This window comes from Candidatus Mycobacterium wuenschmannii (assembly GCF_030252325.1).
In the GTDB taxonomy this organism is placed as follows: Bacteria; Actinomycetota; Actinomycetes; order Mycobacteriales; family Mycobacteriaceae; genus Mycobacterium; species Mycobacterium wuenschmannii.
Genome location: NZ_CP126981.1, coordinates 4,588,704 through 4,607,512 on the forward strand (window position 1 = coordinate 4,588,704; position 18,809 = coordinate 4,607,512).

At 67.5% G+C, this 18,809-nt stretch carries 17 protein-coding genes; 8 read left to right on the top strand and 9 right to left on the bottom strand.

Going from position 1 to position 18,809, the window contains the following annotated elements:
- Positions 1-77: 77 nt before the first annotated feature.
- From PT015_RS22110 to PT015_RS22145, 8 genes are all read right to left on the bottom strand, one after another.
- Positions 78-1,292, bottom strand: a complete 1,215-nt coding sequence (locus tag PT015_RS22110; protein ID WP_285187214.1) for an RNA polymerase sigma factor — start codon at positions 1,290-1,292, stop codon at positions 78-80.
- Positions 1,293-1,299: 7 nt separating this feature from the next.
- Complete coding sequence (locus tag PT015_RS22115; RefSeq protein ID WP_285187215.1) at positions 1,300-1,992, bottom strand: YciI family protein; 693 nt, start codon at positions 1,990-1,992, stop codon at positions 1,300-1,302.
- Between the two features lie 98 nt (positions 1,993-2,090).
- Positions 2,091-2,987, bottom strand: coding sequence for a cyclopropane mycolic acid synthase family methyltransferase (locus PT015_RS22120; protein ID WP_285187216.1), 897 nt, complete (start codon positions 2,985-2,987; stop codon positions 2,091-2,093).
- Between the two features lie 101 nt (positions 2,988-3,088).
- A complete protein-coding gene (locus tag PT015_RS22125) occupies positions 3,089-3,952 on the bottom strand; it encodes a cyclopropane mycolic acid synthase family methyltransferase (RefSeq protein ID WP_285187217.1) in 864 nt (287 codons plus the stop codon).
- 98 nt (positions 3,953-4,050) lie between these two features.
- Positions 4,051-4,956, bottom strand: coding sequence for an alpha/beta fold hydrolase (locus PT015_RS22130; RefSeq protein ID WP_285187218.1), 906 nt, complete (start codon positions 4,954-4,956; stop codon positions 4,051-4,053).
- Between the two features lie 3 nt (positions 4,957-4,959).
- Complete coding sequence (locus PT015_RS22135) at positions 4,960-6,309, bottom strand: ABC1 kinase family protein (RefSeq protein WP_285187219.1); 1,350 nt, start codon at positions 6,307-6,309, stop codon at positions 4,960-4,962.
- 52 nt (positions 6,310-6,361) lie between these two features.
- Positions 6,362-7,273 carry an alpha/beta fold hydrolase gene (locus PT015_RS22140; protein WP_285187220.1) on the bottom strand — a complete coding sequence of 304 codons (912 nt, stop codon included), beginning with the start codon at positions 7,271-7,273 and terminating at the stop codon, positions 6,362-6,364.
- On the bottom strand, positions 7,260-7,862 hold the full coding sequence (locus tag PT015_RS22145) for a DinB family protein (RefSeq protein WP_285187221.1): 603 nt from the start codon (positions 7,860-7,862) through the stop codon (positions 7,260-7,262). The genes PT015_RS22140 and PT015_RS22145 overlap by 14 nt, the downstream gene beginning before the upstream one ends.
- A gap of 71 nt (positions 7,863-7,933) precedes the next feature.
- On the opposite strand from PT015_RS22145, the gene PT015_RS22150 reads away from it, so the two are divergent.
- The 6 genes from PT015_RS22150 (at position 7,934) to rplL (ending at position 15,231) form a co-directional block, all read left to right on the top strand.
- Entirely contained in the window at positions 7,934-12,079 is a 4,146-nt protein-coding gene (locus tag PT015_RS22150) for a glycoside hydrolase family 38 N-terminal domain-containing protein (protein ID WP_285187222.1), read from the top strand.
- The gene (locus tag PT015_RS22155) at positions 12,076-12,684 is read left to right on the top strand and encodes a DUF7158 domain-containing protein (protein ID WP_285187223.1); all 609 of its coding nucleotides are present in this window, start codon (positions 12,076-12,078) and stop codon (positions 12,682-12,684) included. Before PT015_RS22150 ends, PT015_RS22155 begins: the two co-directional genes overlap by 4 nt.
- Positions 12,685-12,690: 6 nt before the next feature.
- Entirely contained in the window at positions 12,691-13,596 is a 906-nt protein-coding gene (locus tag PT015_RS22160) for an ROK family protein (RefSeq protein ID WP_285187224.1), read from the top strand.
- 84 nt (positions 13,597-13,680) lie between these two features.
- Complete coding sequence (locus PT015_RS22165) at positions 13,681-14,028, top strand: hypothetical protein (protein WP_285187225.1); 348 nt, start codon at positions 13,681-13,683, stop codon at positions 14,026-14,028.
- A gap of 188 nt (positions 14,029-14,216) precedes the next feature.
- Positions 14,217-14,810: a 50S ribosomal protein L10 gene (rplJ, locus tag PT015_RS22170; RefSeq protein WP_285187226.1), complete on the top strand. Its 594-nt coding sequence runs from the start codon at positions 14,217-14,219 to the stop codon at positions 14,808-14,810.
- 28 nt (positions 14,811-14,838) lie between these two features.
- Positions 14,839-15,231, top strand: coding sequence for a 50S ribosomal protein L7/L12 (gene rplL, locus PT015_RS22175; RefSeq protein WP_285187227.1), 393 nt, complete (start codon positions 14,839-14,841; stop codon positions 15,229-15,231).
- A 52-nt stretch (positions 15,232-15,283) separates the two neighbouring features.
- Here the strand turns inward: rplL and PT015_RS22180 are convergent, their stop codons facing one another.
- Positions 15,284-15,955 (bottom strand): TetR/AcrR family transcriptional regulator, encoded by a 672-nt coding sequence (locus tag PT015_RS22180; RefSeq protein ID WP_285187228.1) that lies wholly within the window; start codon positions 15,953-15,955, stop codon positions 15,284-15,286.
- 76 nt (positions 15,956-16,031) lie between these two features.
- Between PT015_RS22180 and PT015_RS22185 the strand changes: the two genes are divergently transcribed.
- Both PT015_RS22185 and PT015_RS22190 read left to right on the top strand, forming a co-directional pair.
- Positions 16,032-17,543: a carotenoid oxygenase family protein gene (locus PT015_RS22185; RefSeq protein ID WP_285187229.1), complete on the top strand. Its 1,512-nt coding sequence runs from the start codon at positions 16,032-16,034 to the stop codon at positions 17,541-17,543.
- Between the two features lie 88 nt (positions 17,544-17,631).
- Positions 17,632-18,672, top strand: coding sequence for an ABC transporter ATP-binding protein (locus PT015_RS22190; RefSeq protein ID WP_285187230.1), 1,041 nt, complete (start codon positions 17,632-17,634; stop codon positions 18,670-18,672).
- Positions 18,673-18,809 lie beyond the last annotated feature (137 nt).

Consider the following 18,809-nt stretch of genomic DNA (forward strand, 5'->3'; position numbering starts at 1 on the left):
AGTGCAACTAGCGACGCCTCTACTCGAAAAATGTGTCAGTAGTTGCACTCTCGCGGTGCGGCCACGGCTGCCCGGCACTAGCCGCCGCACTCCACGATCCTTCGCCTCAGGTATTCGTGTCCGGGCTCGGAACCGTTGGACGCCAACGCCTCTCGATATGACGCGAGCGCCTCGTCGCGCCTGCCGGCGCGACGCAACAGGTCGGCCCGCACCGATGCCACCAGATTCGATCGCTTCAGGCGCGGATCGTGCGCGACTCGCTCCAGCGCCGACAGGCCGGCGTCCGGCCCGTCGCGGAACCCGACCGCCAGGGCCCTGTTCGCCCGCACCACCGGTGAATCCGTCATGACGGCCAGCTTGTCGTAGGCGGTGCAGATTGTGCGCCAATCGGTCTGCTCCCACGACGTCGCGGTCGCATGCACCGCGGCGATCACCGCCTGCGGCAGATAGGGGCCGGTGGACCCGCGGGCCAGCCGCAGCCGATCCAGGCCGCGGCGGATCCGGCCGCGGTCCCAGCGGCCGCGGTCCTGCTCCTCGAGCGGCACCAGCGCGCCGTCGTGGTCGACCCGGGTCGCCCGTCGCGAATCATGCAGCAGCACAAGGGCGGCCAGCGCGTGGGCGTCGAGCTCGGTCGGCATCAGCGTGCACAGCTCGGTGGCCAGCCGAACGCCCTCGTCGCACAGCTCGTCGCGGATCGCCGACGGGCCGGCCGTCGACCAGTAGCCCTCGGTGAACACCGAGTAGATGCAGCTCAGCACATGCGGGGTGCGCTGCGGGAGCAGCTCGGCCGGCGGCACTCGCAGCGGGATGTTGGCGTGTCGAACCTTGGTCTTGGCCCGGGTAATGCGTTGTCCGACAGCCGCTTCAGTCTGCAGCAGCGCGCGGGCGATCTCGGCGACGGTCAGCCCGGACACCAGTCGCAGCGTCAGCGCCAGCTGTGACAACCGGTCCAGTGCCGGATGCGCGCAGGTGAACATCATCCGCAACTCGTCGTCGCGGACCGGTTGGACGTCCACCTCGGTCCGCCGCTGTATCTCATCCACCACTGCGGCCAATTCCTTTCCCGGCCGCACCGTTTCGCGACGCAACCGGTCGCGGGCGCGGTTGCGCGCTACGGTCAGCACCCAACCGCCGGGGTTGTCCGGTAGGCCGTCGCGGGGCCAGGCCCGCAACGCCTCGGCGAAGGCCTCCTGAACGGCGTCCTCGGCGACCGTGAGGTCGCCCGACCAACGGGCCAGGGCGGCCACGGCCGGACCCCACTCGCGCCGAAAGACGCCGTCCAGGTTGACCATTGGTGATTTAGAGCCCGGACACCTGTGCCAGTTGCCGGACCTCGACCGCAGTCGCGGGGATCTTCGACGCCAGTTTGACGACCTCGTCGCGGTCCGCAGTGGACAGCAGGTAGAAGCCGGTGGCGATCTCCGCACTCTCCGCGAACGGCCCGTCGGTCAGCAGCACCTCGCCGTCGCGGACCCGCACGGTGGTCGCCGTCGCCGGCTCGTGCAGGGCTGCGCCGCCGACGATCTGATCGCCGGCCGCCGCCGCGAAGTCGAAGTGGCGCGCGGCCTCGGCCTCCCATTCCGGGGTGCCCGGAACGTTGGCGCCGCCCGGTGGCTCCAGCAGCAGGGCCAGCCACTGGGCGTCCTTGCGCGACCACGCATCGTCGACGGTGTGAAAGATCGGCCGGACCTCGACGGCCCCGAACTGGGCCGAGGGAATATTGCGCGCCAGTTCCAGTGCATCGTCCAGGTTTTCGGCCTCGAAGACGTAATAGCCGCCCGCGATCTCGGCCGCCTCGACGAAGGGGCCGTCGGTGGGAGCGTCGGGCCCGCCCGAGATGCGCGTACCGGTCGACTGTGGCAACAGCGCGTCACCGGCGCGGATTGCGGATCCGGCCTCGGCATGGAAGTTCTGGTAGGCCGCCGACACGACGGCGCGTTCGTCAGGCGTGAGATCGCGCTCTTCGTGGAACAGCAAAGCGAGGTACTGCATCGTCGTCACCTCCGGTAGTGAGCGGAACCCGATGTCCCACTCTCTACCTGTCCGACGAACGACGCAGTCCGAATCCGACAGGGTCCGGCGAAAAAGATCTAGGCCGCGGCGCCGGGCTTCAGGTAGGTGACCAGGCTGACGTCCAACATCTCCTCGGAGAAGTAGAACTCGCAGCCGCGCAGGTACTTCATGTACCGGTCGTATACCACCTGGGACTGGATCTCGATGGCCTTGTCCTTGTTGGCCTCGAGCGCGTCACCCCAGAGGTGCAGCGTCTTGATGTAGCTCTCGCGCAGCGAAATCGGCTCGGGCACAACGAAGCCCGCCTTCTCGCCGTGCTCGACCATCATGCCGGTCGACGGCAGGCGGCCGCCGGGGAAGATCTCGGTGAGGATGAACTTGATGAACCGGGCCGTCTCGAAGGTGACCTTCTTGCCCCGCGCGTTGAGGTCGTACGGGTGGTACGCAACGCTGCTCTGCACGGTCATCCGCCCGTCGTCGGGCATGATGCTGAACGTGTTCTTGAAGAAGTGGTCGTAGTTCTCGAAGCCGAAGTGCTCGAACGCCTCGATGGACACGATCCGGTCGACCGGCTGGTGGAAGTCCTCCCAGCCCTGCAGCAACACCTGGCGTGAACGGTCGGTGTCCAGGCCGTCCAGCACCTGCTGGGCGCGGGCGTGCTGGTTGTTGGACAACGTCAGGCCAATGACGTTGACGTCGTACTTCTCCACCGCGCGGCGCATGGTGGTGCCCCAGCCGCAGCCGATGTCGAGCAGCGTCATGCCGGGCTTGAGGTCCAGCTGGTCGAGGTTCAGGTCGACCTTGGCGATCTGCGCGTCCTCCAGCGACTGGTCCTCGCTGGTGAAGTAGGCGCTGCTGTAGGTCCGCGTCGGATCCTGGAACAGTCCGAAGAAGTCGTCGGACAGGTCGTAGTGCGCCTGGATGTCTTCCGGACGCGTCCGTGTCTGTATCGAGCCGTCTTGGTTCTCAGGCATCAGCGTGTATTAACCCTTTCCTACTGGCCCGGGGTATGACCGCACCCGGGTTGCGAAAGCACAATACCCGGCCCTATCAGACGCCGGAGCAACAACGCGCGTCATTTCACCAGGGTGAATTGGTTGACATCGACATATCCCACCCGGAAACCCTTTTCGCAACCGGTCAGGTAATGCATGTAGCGGTCGTACATCTCCTGCGACTGGATCTTGATGGCCTCGTCCTTGTGCGCCTCCAGCGCGGTGGACCAACAGTTCAGCGTGCGGGCGTAATGCGGCTGCAACGACTGCCGACGGGTCAGCGTGAAGCCGCCCTTCGCGGAGCGCTCCTCGACCATCTCGATCGACGGCAACCGGCCGCCGGGGAAGATCTCGTCGACGATGAACTTCATGAATCTGGCCAGTTCGAACGTCAGCGGCATGCCGCGCTCGGTCATCTGTGCCGGCACCAGCGCGGTGATGGTGTGCAGCAACATCACGCCGTCGTCGGGCAGCGCGTTGTTGGCCATCGCGAAGAAGTCGTCGTAGCGGTCGTGGCCGAAGTGCTCGAAAGCTCCGATCGATACGATCCGGTCGACCGACCCGCTGAACTCCTCCCAGCCGGCCAGGCGGACTTCCTTGGTGCGGGGGCTGTCGATCGCGTCCAGGGTCTTCTGCGCGTAGCCGGCCTGGTTCTTGGACAGGGTCAAGCCGATGACGTTGACGTCGTACTTCTCGACGGCGCGGCGCATCGTGCTGCCCCAACCGCAGCCGACGTCGAGCAGCGTCATGCCCGGCTCCAGGCCGAGCTTGCCGAGGGCCAGGTCGACCTTGGCCTGCTGCGCCTGCTCGAGCGTGTAGTCGTCTTCCTCGAAATAGGCGCAGCTGTAGGTCTGGCTCGGGTCGAGAAATAGTGCGAAAAACTCGTCCGACAGGTCGTAGTGGGCCTGGATGTCTTCGAAATGCGGCCTCAGCTTTTGGGCCATTGCGCTGCGCGCCTTCCTGGATTTTTGGTGTCCACCCTTGGCTGGATGAGACTGCCGCCCCCCGGCGATCCGAGGGTCAGCCTAGCCGCTTTGCCTGGTCAGGCCGAATCGGCGAAATTCGTGGTCAGCTCGCCGGTGATCTGGTCCCACAGCTGTTCGGGCAGGTCGTGACCCATCCCGTCGAACAACACCAGGCGAGCGCCCGGGATGGTCTGGGCCACGACGCGGCCGAAGAACGGTAGCTGCAGCTTGTCGGCCTTGCCGTGCAGGACGACGGTCGGCGCGGTGATCTGCTTGTCGTACTTCGCCAGGCTGCCGCTGGCGATGATCGCGCTGAAGTGGCGGGCCGTGCCCCACGGGTAGTAGCAGCGCTCGTAGCCCTCGATGGCCTCGGCGCGGAGCCGCTGTTCGGGGGCCGGGTATTTCGGGCTGCCGATGATCCGCCAGACCTTCACCGAGTAGTCGACGATCACGTCGAGCGGCGAGTTCGGCGACGGGCCCCTCAGTACCGCCAACAAGGCTTGCGGGTGCGGTGGCGGTAGGAATGGCCGGTTGTTGCTGGAGAAGATGATTGCCAGCGATCGGGTGCGGGCTTTGAATCGCGCCGCGAAGATCTGCGCGATCATGCCGCCCATCGAGGCGCCGACGATGTGGGCGCGGTCGATCTCGAGGTGGTCGAGGAGCGCGGCCGCGTCGTCGGCCATGTCCTCCAGGCGGTAGTCGGCTTTTCCGGGGATGCCGAGGAAGAACCTGACCATGTTCGGGATCATCGCGCCGCCGTTGCTGCGCCGCTGGGTCTTACTGGAGAGCCCGACGTCGCGGTTGTCGTAGCGGATCACCCGCAGGCCCTGCGCGACGAGCTTCTCGCAGAACCCGTCACGCCACAGCAGCAGCTGTGAGCCCAGGCCCATGATCAGCAGGACGGCCGGGTCGGTCGGCTCGCCCATGTCCTCGTAGTAGATGTCCAAATCGCCCGAACGTGCTGTGCCGGTGCGGATTTGCATGCGTTAGACCTCTAGTTCCGATTCGTTGTGTTCGCGGGTGACCTCGACCATGAAGTTGGCGAAGTAACCGGTGAGCTGCGGGTCGGACATCATCTGCCACGTCGGGGCCAGCAGCTTCATGTAGCGCTCGACGTAGAGGAACTGCTTGCCGATCAGCACCAGCTCGCGCGGCAGCTTGACGTCGTAGGCGTCGGCCAGCGCCGACAGCTGCTTGCCGATGTCGGCGTAGGACAGGTCGCCGAGCGTCGACATGGTCAACGGGGTGGCGAATTTCTCCAGGTCCTTGGCCGCCTCGGCCTCGGGCCGCATGGTGCCCACGGCGCCCATCAAGACGACGATCTTGCCGGCCGCGGCGTGGTCCTTCTTCACCAGCAGCGCGTGTACGAGTTCGCGCAGCAGCCAACGGGTCCGGGGATCGATGCGGCCCATGATGCCGAAGTCGAAGAAGACGATCCGGCCCTTGTCGTCGACATAGAGGTTGCCGGCATGCAGGTCGCCGTGGAACAGGCCGTGCCGCAGCCCACCCTCGAAGAGGCTGAACAGCAGCGCCTTGACCAGCTCGGTGCCGTCGAAGCCGGCCTTGCGGATGGCGGCGACGTCGTCGATGCGGATGCCCTGCACCCGCTCCATCGTCAGCACCCGCTCCGAGGTCAGGTCCCAGTACACCTGGGGCACCCGGATGTTCTTGCCGAGCGGCGACGCCTGCAGGTGGGAGACCCAGGCCTCCATCGACTGTGCTTCCAGCCGGAAGCTCAGTTCCTCGGCCAGGTTGTCGGAGAAGTCTGCGACCACGTCCTGCGCCGACAGCCGGCGGCCCAGCTTGGCCAGCTCGACGGCCTGGGCGAAGCGCTTGAGGATCTGCAGGTCGGCCGCGACCCGGCGGCGGATGCCCGGCCGCTGGATCTTGACGACCACCTCTTCGCCACTGTGCAGCGTGGCGTAGTGCACCTGCGCGATGGACGCCGAGGCGAACGGTTCCTCGTCGAAGTGGGCGAACAGGTCCTGCGGATCGCCGCCGAGCTCCTCCTTGAAGAGTTTGTGGACGGCGTCCTTGTCGGCCGGCGGAACCCGGTCGAGCAGGCCGCGGAACTCACGGGACAGCTGCTCGCCGAAGGCACCCGGGCTGGACGCGATGATCTGGCCGAATTTGACGTACGTCGGACCAAGGTCGGCGAAGGTCTGGGGGAGCTGCTTGATCGCCTTTTGCTGCAGCGGACCCTTGCGGGGCAGCGTGGTCAGGATGCGGGCTAGCGTGCGGGTGAGCTGCCAACCGGTCGCGCCGATGCGAGCCGCCTCGACCGGCAACGGCACCCGGTCGAGCCTGGCAACCCCGCGGTGGTTGTTGGAACTCATGATTGCAGTGTCTCAAATCGGCCGGATCAAGTCCCAATTCCTGTGAGCCCGCTCACGGCGCCGCGGCCCTGGCAAAGTTCTCGGTCAGGGTCTCGACGATCGGCCGCCACACCGGTTCGGGGAGGTCGTGGCCCATGCCGTCGATCACCACGTATCGGGCTTTCGGGATGGCGGCGGCGACATTGCGGCCGTTGCGGGGCCTCAGCATCGGGTCGTGCGAGCCGTGCAGAACCACCGTTGGCGCGGTGATCGCCTTGCTGAACCGCAGCAGGCTGCCAGTGCCCAGCACGGCGTCGAACTGCCGCAGCATGCCCGGGGGATAGCTGGACCGCTCGGCCAGCGCCTGGACCCGGCTGCGCAGCTCGGACTCGGGCGGCAGGAAGTTCGGTCCGTTGAACACCGCGACGTTGCGCATCTCGAACGCGAGCTTCTCCTCGTCGGTCGCGTCTTTCTTGGGCCCGCCGAACGCCAGCCTGATCACCCGCCAGGCCGGCAGCCGGGAGAACGGCTTGCCGGTGGTGGACATGACGATGGCCAGCGAGGCCACCCGGTCCGGCTCGGTGGCGGCCAGGATCTGCGCGATCATGCCGCCCATCGAGGCGCCGACGACGTGCGCGGCGCGGATGTCGAGGTGGTCGAGTAGCGCGACGATGTCGTGTGCCATGTCTTCGAGGGTGTAGGGCACGTCGCTGCCGCGCCCGACCAGGTAGCGCCCGACCCGCCGGTACACCGAGCCCGCGGCGCGCTGGCCGTGCATCTTGGCCGACAGCCCGGTGTCGCGGTGGTCGAAGCGGATCACCCGGTAGCCCTGCCGCACGAGCAGCGCGCAGAATCCGTCCGGCCACATCGGCAACTGCGCGCCCAGGCCCATGATCAGCAGGACGGCGGGGTCCCGCGGGTCGCCGAGGTCCTCGTAGTACAGCTCGACTTCGCCGTTGGGCGCGACACCGCTACGCGTCTCCACTCGGCCTCCACGGTTGCACCCAGCCCTCGATCGACCAGCCCTCCAGCGCCGCCAGCAGCTCGTACATGGTGGCGCCGTCGATGCTCTCGCGAACGATGTCGGCGTGGCCGGAGTGCCGGGTCAGCTCGTTGATCACGTGCAGGATCACCCAGCGAACCGACCAGCCCTTGATGCCCTTCGGGAACCATGGAATATCCTGCGGCACAGGCACTTTCGCCTCGAGATCGGCGGTGTCGACCAGCTGTAGCGACTTGGCGTTCTCGCTTCGGAAATTCTCGAGCAGGCCATCCAGCGTCTCGTCGGGCCGCATCACATGCTGGTCGGCGAAATCCTGGGCGATCTCGTCGAACGGGCGGGGGTCTTTCCGTGGGGCGTCCGGCGCCGCGGCCACGCGGGACATCCAGGTGCGCTGCATGGCGGTGACGTGCTTGATCAGCCCGCCGACCGAGAGGTCGCTGACCGTCGGCGACGACCGGGCCTGCTCGTCGGTCAGCCCGTAGGCGACCGCGAAGAATGCGCTCTGGTGATAGGCGAGGAACTCGCGCAGTGCGCTGCGTTCGTCGGCGACGGGCGAGGCGAGAGCAGGCATCGGCGGTCCTTTCGCAAGACGTGCCTCAAGCCTTCCACCCGGTTACGACATCAACGTCGTAGGGTGCGGGAATGGAGGTGAAGTCGGCGGAGTCGACGGAGCTTTTCGTGGGGCCTTCGGAAGCCCCACTGCAGGTGGTTCGGGTGACCCTGGACGGGGCCGCGGGCCCGGTGGAGGTTCGCGTTTCCGGCGACGGACTCAGCGGTTTCGCCACCGGCGTGGACGTCGTCGAGGTACCGGTGTCGGTCACCGATCCGGTGGTCGCGCAGCGACGGACCGCGTCCGTCCACGTCTCGAGTGTCGCGACCCCGTTCGAGTTCGTCGTCGCCGAACCCGGCTGGACGATGTTCATGATCAGCCACTTCCACTACGACCCGGTGTGGTGGAACACCCAGGGGGCCTACACCAGCCTCTGGACCGAGGATCCGCCCGGAAAAGCCCGTCAGACCAACGCTTTTGAACTGGTCCACGCGCATCTGGAGATGGCCCGCCGAGAGCCTGAATACAAGTTCGTCCTCGCCGAGGTGGACTACCTCAAGCCCTACTGGGACACCCATCCCGAGGACCGCGCCGACCTGCGTCGGCTGATGAAACAGGGTCGCGTCGAGATCATGGGCGGCACCTACAACGAACCCAATACCAACCTCACCAGCGCCGAGACGACGATCCGAAACTTTGTGCACGGCATTGGGTTTCAACGTGACGTGCTCGGGGGAGACCCGGAAACGGCCTGGCAGCTCGACGTGTTCGGGCATGACCCGCAGTTCCCGGGCATGGCCGCGGATGCGGGACTGACCTCGAGTTCGTGGGCTCGCGGGCCGCACCACCAGTGGGGTCCGATGCACAGCGAGGGCGGCGTCGCGGGCATGCAGTTCAGCAGCGAGTTCGAGTGGATCTCGCCGTCGGGCCGCGGGCTGCTGACGCACTACATGCCGGCGCACTATTCGGCCGGCTGGTGGATGGACGAGTCGACGACGGTCGCAGAGGCCGAGCAGGCCTGCTACGAGTTGTTCGCGGAGCTCAAGAAGGTCGCGCTGACCCGCAACGTGCTCCTACCGGTCGGCACCGACTACACGCCACCGAACAAGTGGGTCACCGAGATTCACCGCGACTGGGCCGCGCGCTACACCTGGCCGCGGTTCGTCTGCGCGCTCCCGTGCGAGTTCTTCGCCGCGGTGCGCGCCGAGCTCGATGAGCGCGGCGAGGCGCCGTCGCCGCAGACCCGCGACATGAACCCGATCTACACCGGCAAGGACGTGTCGTTCATCGACACCAAGCAGGCCAACCGCGCCGCCGAAGACGCGGTGCTGGACGCCGAGAAGTTCGCGGTGTTCGCCGGCCAGCTGGCCGGCGCCGAGTATCCGCAGGCCGCGCTGGCCAAGGCGTGGGTGCAGTTGGCCTACGGCGCCCACCATGACGCGATCACCGGCTCGGAGTCCGACCAGGTCTACCTCGATCTGCTGACCGGCTGGCGCGACGCGTGGGAGCTCGGAAGGTCGGCCCGCGACAACGCGCTCGCGCTGTTGTCCAGCGCGGTCGACGGTGACGTGGTGGTGTGGAACACGTTGGCGCACAATCGGACCGACGTCGCGACCGCGCGGTTTGCCGACCCTGTCGGTGCTCGTGTGCGGGTGCTCGACCACGAGGGTGCGGCGCTGCCCGCGGTCGTCGAACACGGCGGCCGGTCGGTCAGCTGGCTGGCCCGCGACGTGCCGTCGCTGGGGTGGCGGGCCTTCTCGATAGTCGCCGGCGGCGACGCCGATAGTGGTTGGGAGCTTTTGGAGGGCAACGAAATTGCCAACGAGCACTACCGGCTGGCGGTCGATCCGACGCGCGGCGGCGGCGTGGTGTCGCTGGTGCGCGACGGCAAGCAGCTGATCGCCGATGGCAGGGTCGGCAACGAGCTGGCGGTCTACGAGGAGTATCCGGCACACCCGGTCGGTGGCGAAGGGCCGTGGCATCTGCTGCCCAAGGGGCCGGTGGTGGGCTCGTCGGAATCGGCTGCCGAGGTGCGCGCCTATCGCAGCCCGCTGGGCCGCCGGTTGGTGGTTCGCGGTCGGATCGGTGACCTGTTGCGCTACACCCAGACGCTGACGCTGTGGCGCGGTGTCGACCGGGTGGACTGCTCGACCACGATCGATGACTTCGTCGGCGAGGACCGACTGTTGCGGCTGCGCTGGCCCTGTCCGGTGCCGGGGGCGATGCCGGTCAGTGAGGTCGGCGACGCCGTCGTCGGTCGAGGTTTTGCGTTGCTGCACAACGACACCGAGTCAGTGGACACTGCCGACCATCCGTGGACGCTGGACAACCCGGCCTACGGCTGGTTCGGCTTGTCGTCGGCGGCGCGGGTGCGCGTCGGCGACGGTGTGCGCGCGGTGTCGGTCGCCGAGGTCGTCGCCCCGACCGAGGCGCTCAGCGGCGAGTTGGCCCGCGACCTGTTGGTGGCGCTGGTGCGGGCCGGGGTCACGGCGACCTGCAGTAGTGCCGACAAGCCGCGGTACGGGCTGCTCGGCGTCGACTCCAATCTGCCGGATACCCGGATCGCGTTGGGGGACAGCGCGTTTACCGAGGCGGTGTTGGCGGCCGCCGACACAGCCTACGCCCACGAGGTCACGCGGCAACTGGCCGAGACGGGCCACGCCCGGGTGTGGGTGCCCGCCGCGGCGCCGCTGGCGGACGGCTGGATTCCCGACGCCGATCTCCGCGACGCGCGGGCGTTGCCGGTGCTGGTGATCACCGGGCGTGACGACGCGCACCTCGCCAAGGCCATCGCCGCGGTGGCCGACGACCTGGCCGATGCGGAGATCGTCGTCGAGCAGCAGGTGCCGTCGGGGCTGCAGGAATTCGAGTCGCGCACCGTCGCGCTGTGCAACCGCGGCGTGCCCAGCTTCGCCGTCGAGACCGACGGCACACTGCATACCGCGCTGATGCGATCCTGCACCGGCTGGCCGTCCGGGGTCTGGATCGACGAGCCGCGGCGTACCGCGCCCGACGGCTCCAACTTCCAATTGCAGCACTGGACACATACTTTCGACTATGCGCTGGTGTCTGGCGGTGGCGACTGGCGGCACGCCGACATTCCGGAACGCAGCGCGGAGTTCTCGCATCCGTTGCTGCCGGTGTCGTCCACGAAGTCGCTCGGAGGACTGGCCGCGGCGGGCTCACTGCTGCAGGTCGAGCCGGCCGGTGTGCAGTTGGGCGCGCTGAAGGCGGCCGGAAACCCACTGGCGCACGGTAGTTCGCAGCGCGTCGACACCGGCCACGTCGCGATCCGGTTGGTCGAAACCCGCGGCGGCGAGGCCGATGTCGTGGTGCGCTCACCATTGGGCACGGTGTCGGAGCTGCGGTCGGCGGATCTGCTGGAGCGACCGCTCGGGCAGGGTCACCTCGGTACGTTGCACGGGCATCAGATCGGCACCGCGCTGGCCCGACTCGACCTGTCCCGGCTGCTCGACGCCGAAAACACCACGCTGGCAACGGATGCCGAGATAGCGCAACCGTTGTACGCGCGCTACTGGCTGCACAACCGCGGGCCGGCGCCGCTGGGCGGGCTGCCCGCCGTCGCGCATTTGCACCCGCACCAGCTCACGGCCGATGCGGGTGCGAACGTGTCGGTACGCCTGACCCTGGCCAGCGACAGCAGCGATGCTCCGCTGTCGGGCACGGTCTCGGTGGTCTGCCCGCCGGGTTGGTCGGTCAGCCCCGCGCTGCTGCCGTTCAGCGTGCCGGCCGGCGAACACCTGGAATCCGACATCGTCGTGAAGGTGCCTGCGGACGCCGAGCCCGGCGTGTACCCGATTCGCGCGCAGCTGATGGTCAACGGCGCCGGGGTGCCCGCGTCGTGGCATCAAGTGGTGGAGGACATCGCCCTGGTGTCGGTTGGTGGCGCCGACGACAGCGGGCTGATCTATCTGTCTGACGAGCCCACCGATGTCGTTGTCGCCGCCGGTGATTCGGCCCGGCTGACCGCGACGGTCGGCACGACCGCCGGCGCCGAGCTGAGCTTGGAGGCGCACCTGATCAGCCCATGGGGCACGTGGGAGTGGATTGGACCGGACGTGCTCGGCGCCGTGGTGCCGGCCCGCGGCCGCGTCGAGATTGCGTTCGACGTGCGCCCCCCGGCCTGGGTCGAACCCGGCCAGTGGTGGGCGCTGATCCGGATCGGCTGCGCCGGCCGACTGGTCTACTCGCCGGCGGTGAAGGTGATCGTCTCGTGAATATCGCTGTCGTGGACGGCATTCCGATACCGGTCGACGAGGTCGACGTCCGGGAAGCGCGGCTGCGCGGCGGCTCGATGGCGTCCGCGCTGCCAATGCCCGGCACCAGCGAGGGTCGGCAACTACGCCGCTGGCTGACCCAGTTGATCGTCACCGAACGCGTGGTTGCCGTCGAGGCCGCGGCCCGAGGCCTGACGGTGGACGGCGTACCGACCGAGGACGATCTGCTTCCCGACATCACCGCCCGCCTCGAGATCGGCAGCATCGCCGCAGCGGCGCTGGGCGACGTCCGCGCGCGGGCCCTGTTCGTCGTGATCACGGCCGACGTCCGCGTCGGTGATGACGAGATCGCCGCCTACCACGATCGAAACCCGTTGCGGTTCGGCGATTGTCGACGCGAGAACTACGGCTGGCGCGCCCCGGCCGTAGTCGTCCCGCCGTTCGCGGTGGTGCGCCCGCTGATCGCCGAGCATCTGCTGGCCGCCGCGCATCGGCGCGCGTTTCGGGTGTGGCTCGATCGGCGCCGCGCCGACCTGGTCCAACTCTCGCCCGGCTACGAGCACCCGGGAGACCCGCGCCAGCCTGACAACACCCATCGGCACTGAGCCCCGATGCTGACCCTCGCTCTGGACATCGGCGGCACCAAGATCGCCGTCGGACTCGTCGATCCGGCAGGCGAGCTGGTGCACCGCGCGATTGAGCCGACTCCCAAAGACAAAGTCGCAGAAAATGTCTGGGAGGTCGTCGCGCGGATGATCGGCGATGTCGCCCAGGTCGCCGAAGGAGCGATCCGCGCGGTCGGCATCGGCTCCGCCGGTCCCATCGATGCCACGGACGGCACCGTCAGCCCGGTCAACATTCCGTCCTGGCAAGGGTTTCCACTGCGTGACCGGGTCGCGGCCGCGATGCCGAGCGTGCCGGTACAACTGGCCGGCGACGCCGTCTGCATGGCACTCGGCGAGCATTGGCGCGGTGCCGGCCGCGGTGCCCCCTTCATGCTGGGCATGGTCGTGTCGACCGGCGTCGGCGGCGGACTGGTGCTCAACGGCAAGCCGTACCAGGGACGCACCGGCAATGCGGGGCACGTCGGCCACGTCGTCGTCGATCAAGGTGGGCAGCCGTGTCCGTGCGGAGGCCACGGCTGCGTCGAGACGTTTGCATCGGGGCCATGGATGACGCGCTGGGCCCTGGCCAACGGCTGGGCCGGCCCGCCGGACGCCGCCGCCCTCGGCCGGGCCGCCGAAGCCGGTGAACCCGTGGCGCTGCAGGCATTTCAGCGCGGCGCCACGGCGCTTGCGGCGATGATCGCGTCCGTCGGCGCGACGTGCGACCTCGATCTGGTTGTCATCGGCGGGGGAGTCGCGAAGTCCGGCCCGATCCTTTTCGATCCGCTGCGAGCGGCGCTGGCGAACTACGCCGGTTTGAGCTTCGTCCGCGACATCCAGGTGGTGCCGGCTGCGCTCGGAGGTGATGCGGGGCTGATCGGTGCCGCCGCGCTGGTCTCATCCGTCACGTGAGTCACCGGGCCTGGCCATGCGCCGAGTTGCCCGCCTTCGAGCGAATTTAGCGGGGGTGTCGGACCGGCGTGCGAGGTTCCGTCGATGAGGAAGCTACGCGGGATCGAATTGCGTTACGTGCTCACGATGCATCTGGCTAGACACGGTCGGTCGACAATTGGAGAGCTTGTCGGGGCGCTTGCCCACCACGGATTCAGCGTCGACACCCCGGCCAATAAGTCGGTATCGGACGCGCTGCGGTGGGAGTGCCGGCGCGGCAGGGTGCGCCGGGTTGGGTGGGGCATGTACAGCCCGGGCGAGATGCCGCGCGGTACCGAGTATCGGATTCGTCAGCGAGAGTTGGCGCTGCGCGCCGCGGCAAATTCGCTCGAAGGCGGGCAACTCGGCACATCCCCCGGAGCCGTGACGGCTGAGACTCGTCGTTTTGGCTGATCGCGGCGCTGCACTGTATGGTGGTCGGCGATCCACCGAAGACCGTCGGTCACCGAGCAATCGGTTGAAGGTCCGGGAACACCGGACGACCCACGCAGGAGGACGAGGCAGCTTCTTCGCGCCCCGACCGCATCCTGCGTTCGGGGCGTTTGTCGTTTTCCGGGCGGAGAAAACCCTAGGAGGGATGCATGGCCCAGGCTGACAAGGCCACCGCCGTTGCAGACATCGCTGAGCAGTTCAAGGCGTCAACCGCCACCGTGATCACCGATTACCGCGGCCTGACGGTCGGCAACCTGGCCGAGCTGCGCCGGTCGCTTGCCGGCACGGCAACCTACTCGGTCGCCAAGAACACGCTGATCAAGCGCGCTGCTTCGGAAGCCGGCGTCGAGGGCCTCGACGAGCTGTTCGTCGGCCCGACCGCGATCGCGTTCGTCAGCGGCGAAGCCGTTGACGCCGCCAAGGCGATCAAGAAGTTCGCCAAGGACCACAAGGCGCTGGTCATCAAGGGCGGCTACATGGACGGCCGCGCGCTGTCCGTCGCCGAAGTCGAGAAGATCGCCGACCTTGAGTCGCGCGAAGTCTTGCTGGCCAAGCTGGCCGGAGCGATGAAGGCCAACCTGTCCAAGGCGGCCGGGCTGTTCAACGCGCCCGCGTCGCAGGTGGCCAGGCTCGCCGCTGCGCTGCAAGAGAAGAAGGCCGCCGAGGCCCCGGCCGAAGCCGCGGCCCCCGCCGCCGAGGCAACCGAAGCACCTGCGGAAACCCCCGCCGAAACCACCGAATAACCCGTAACACCCAGGAAGGACCCACAACATGTCCAAGCTCTCCACTGACGAACTGCTCGACGCCTTCAAGGAACTGACCCTGCTCGAGCTCTCGGAGTTCGTGAAGAAGTTCGAGGAGACCTTCGAGGTCACCGCGGCCGCTCCGGTCGCCGTCGCCGCCGCCGGCCCCGCCGCCGGTGGTGCCCCCGCCGAGGCCGCCGAGGAGCAGTCGGAATTCGACGTCATCCTCGAGGCCGCCGGTGACAAGAAGATCGGCGTCATCAAGGTCGTGCGTGAGATCGTCTCCGGCCTTGGCCTGAAGGAAGCCAAGGACCTGGTCGACGGCGCGCCGAAGCCGGTTCTGGAGAAGGCCCCCAAGGAGGCCGCCGACGAGGCCAAGAGCAAGCTCGAGGCCGCCGGCGCCACCGTTACCGTCAAGTAGTTCTACACGCGAAAACCCCCGGAGCCCAATGGGTTTCGGGGGTTTCGTGTATCTAGCGCTGGACCGAGGCCAGCTGGGACTTACGCACCAGCTCTGGTGAGTCACCCAGCGCGACAAGCAAGTTCGTCGTCAACGCGGCCAGCACCGGGCCGACGGCGCTGCCCTGCGCGCCATAGGACCCCGCCAACTCGAGCATGACGAAGCCGTGGATCGCGGCCCAGAACTGCGCGGCGGTGGCCACCACGGCAGCGTCGTCGTCGGGTGCGCCATCGATGCGCCCGGCCTGCATCGATCGGTGTACACCGCGCACGACGTGCGCGAAGCTGGGGTAGTGGTCGTTGATCTCGGCCAGGGTCAGCGTCAGCACGTTGTGAGCCGGCGCGTTGATGCCATGCGCGCTGGTGCTGCCGAACATCAACCGGTACATGTGCGGCCGTTCGATCGCGTAGCGCCGGTATGCGATGCCCGTGGCCATCAGATCGGCGACGGGATCCGAGGTTTCCGGCATCGTCATCGCCTCGTCGAACTGGCGCAGACCCTCGTCGGCGACGGCGGCGATCAGGCCGGGCATCCCGCTGAAATACGTGTACACCGCCATCGTCGAGGTGCCCGCAGCGCTCGCGATCTTGCGGGTCTGCAGCCCGTCCGGCCCGTCCTGATTGAGCGTGTCGACGGCGACGCGCAGCAACTCGTCGCGGACGTTGCGCTCGGCGGTCGGGGGCACCGACACATCTTGACACAGCCCGCACCGGATCGGTATAACGGTGGCATATCAACGTTATACGAGCTAGGAGGCAGAAGTGAGCCACGCCGTCACCACCCCGCCGGCAAATCCGTATCTCGATGACTTCCTGGCACCGGTCACGAAAGAGGTGACCGCGACCGACCTGCGCGTCACCGGCCACATCCCCGACTTCCTGGATGGCCGCTACTTGCGCAACGGACCCAACCCGGTCGCCGAGGTCGACCCGGCCACCTATCACTGGTTCACCGGCGACGGCATGATCCACGGTGTCTCGCTGCACGGCGGAAAGGCCGGCTGGTATCGCAATCGATGGGTCCGCAGCGCTCCCGTCCGCGCCGCGTTGGGCGAGCCGGCCACCGCCGGCAACCTCAAAGCTGGCATGCAGTCGCTCGGCGCCAACACCAACGTGCTGGCTCACGCCGGCAGGACGCTGGCGCTGGTCGAGGGGGGCGTCGCCAACTACGAGCTCACCGACGAACTCGACACCGTCGGGCAGTGCGACTTCGACGGCACCCTCAGCGGCGGCTACGCCGCGCATCCGCACCGCGACCCGCACACCGGCGAGTTGCACGCCGTCAACTACTCCTTCGCTCGCGGCAAGTCCGTGCAGTATTCGGTGATCGGCACCGACGGCCGCGCCCGGCGCACGGTCGACATCGCGGTCTCGGGGTCGCCGATGATGCACGACTTCTCGTTGACCGATAAATACGTCGTGCTCTACGACCTACCGGTGACCCTCGACCCGATGCAGGTGTTGCCGAAGAAGATGCCCCGGTGGATGCGCCGCCCGGCCCAGATCGTGGCCGAGGCCGTCGTCGGTCAGATTCCGGTGCCCGGGCCGCTCGCGGCGAGATTCAACCGCAACGAGAAGTCCGCCTACGAGCTGCCCTACTCCTGGAACCCCAAGTACCCGGCCCGTGTCGGGGTGATGCCGCGCGAGGGCACCAATAAAGACGTCCGGTGGTTCGACATCGAGCCCTGCTACGTCTACCACCCGCTGAACGCCTACTCCGAGAACCGCGACGGCCAGGAAGTGCTGGTCCTCGACGTGTGCCGCTACGAGCGGATGTTCGACCGCGACCGTCGCGGGCCCGGCGGCGTCACGCCCACCCTGGACCGGTGGACGATCAATTTGAGCACCGGCCGGGTCGGCAGCGAACGGCTCGACGACCGCTCGCAGGAATTCCCGCGGATCAACGAGACGCTGCTGGGGGCCAAGCACCGCTTCGGCTACACAGTCGGCATCGACGGCGGGTTCGTGAACTCAGGCAGATCGAAAATGTCGTCGTCGCTCTACAAGCACGACCTGGCGGCCGGATCGAGCATGGTCGCGCCGCTCGACCCGGAGTTGCTGATCGGCGAGATGTCGTTCGTGCCGCGCCCGGCCACGGGGTCGACTAGCTTGTCTGAGGACGACGGAATCCTGATCGGTTACGGGTACCACCGCGGACACGACGAAGGCCAGCTGCTGCTGCTCGACGCGCAAACGTGCGAGTCGGTGGCGACGGTCCACTTGCCGCAGCGCGTACCGATGGGATTTCACGGAAACTGGGCGCCGCAGGACTGATCAAATCCGAGCTACCTGTGCGCTACAGTGACTCAAGCCACAAGCTGGCCTTGGGCTGCGATCAGCAACATCAGCGGGAGGATTTCGCGTGGGTATCGGTATCTCGGTTGAGGGACTGACCAAGTCTTTTGGGTCCCAGCGAATCTGGGAAGACGTCACGATGGAGATCCCGGAGGGCGAGGTCAGCGTTCTGCTCGGCCCGTCCGGTACCGGTAAGTCCGTCTTCCTGAAGTCGTTGATCGGTCTACTGCGCCCCGAGCGCGGCTCGATCGTCGTCGACGGCACGGACATCACCGAGTGTTCGGCCAAGGAGCTCTACGACATCCGCACCCTGTTCGGCGTGATGTTCCAGGACGGCGCGTTGTTCGGGTCGATGAACCTCTACGACAACACCGCCTTCCCGCTGCGCGAGCACACCAAGAAGAAGGAGAGCGAGATCCGTGACATCGTCATGGAGAAGCTCGACATGGTGGGTCTGACCGGCGACGAGAAGAAGTTCCCCGGTGAGATCTCCGGTGGTATGCGCAAGCGCGCCGGCCTGGCCCGCAGCCTGGTGCTCGACCCGCAGATCATCCTCTGTGACGAGCCGGACTCCGGTCTGGACCCGGTCCGTACCGCTTACCTGAGCCAGCTGCTGATCGACATCAACGCCCAGATCGACTGCACGATCCTGATCGTGACGCACAACATCAACATCGCCCGCACGGTGCCCGACAACATGGGCATGTTGTTCCGCCGCAAGCTGGTCATGTTCGGCCCCCGCGAGGTGCTGCTGACCTCCGACGAGCCGGTGGTGCGCCAGTTCCTCAACGGTCGCCGTATCGGCCCGATCGGTATGTCGGAGGAAAAGGACGAGGCCACGATGGCCGAGGAGCAGGCCCACTTGGAGGCCGGCCACCACGACGGTGGCGTCGACGAGATCGAGGGCGTGCCGCCGCAGGTCACCGCGACCCCGGGCATGCCGGAGCGCAAGGCCGCCGGTCGCCGGCAGGCCCGCGTCCGGGAGAACCTGCACCTGCTGCCCAAGCAGGCCCAGGAGGCCATCCTCGAGTCCTTCGAGGCAGACAAGCAGTCGGCCCAGAAATACGACGACCCGGACACCGCCTCGATCCCCACCCAGCGTCACTGACAGCGCGACCGCACCAGGCCCCCGACCCGAAGGAGTTTGTTCCACAACAAGGTGCGTCACCTCTTGACGGAAGCCCCCCAAAGGGTCACTCTGTTGGGCAGCATGTATGCACGGGAAGTTCGAGTCGCCAGCCAGCG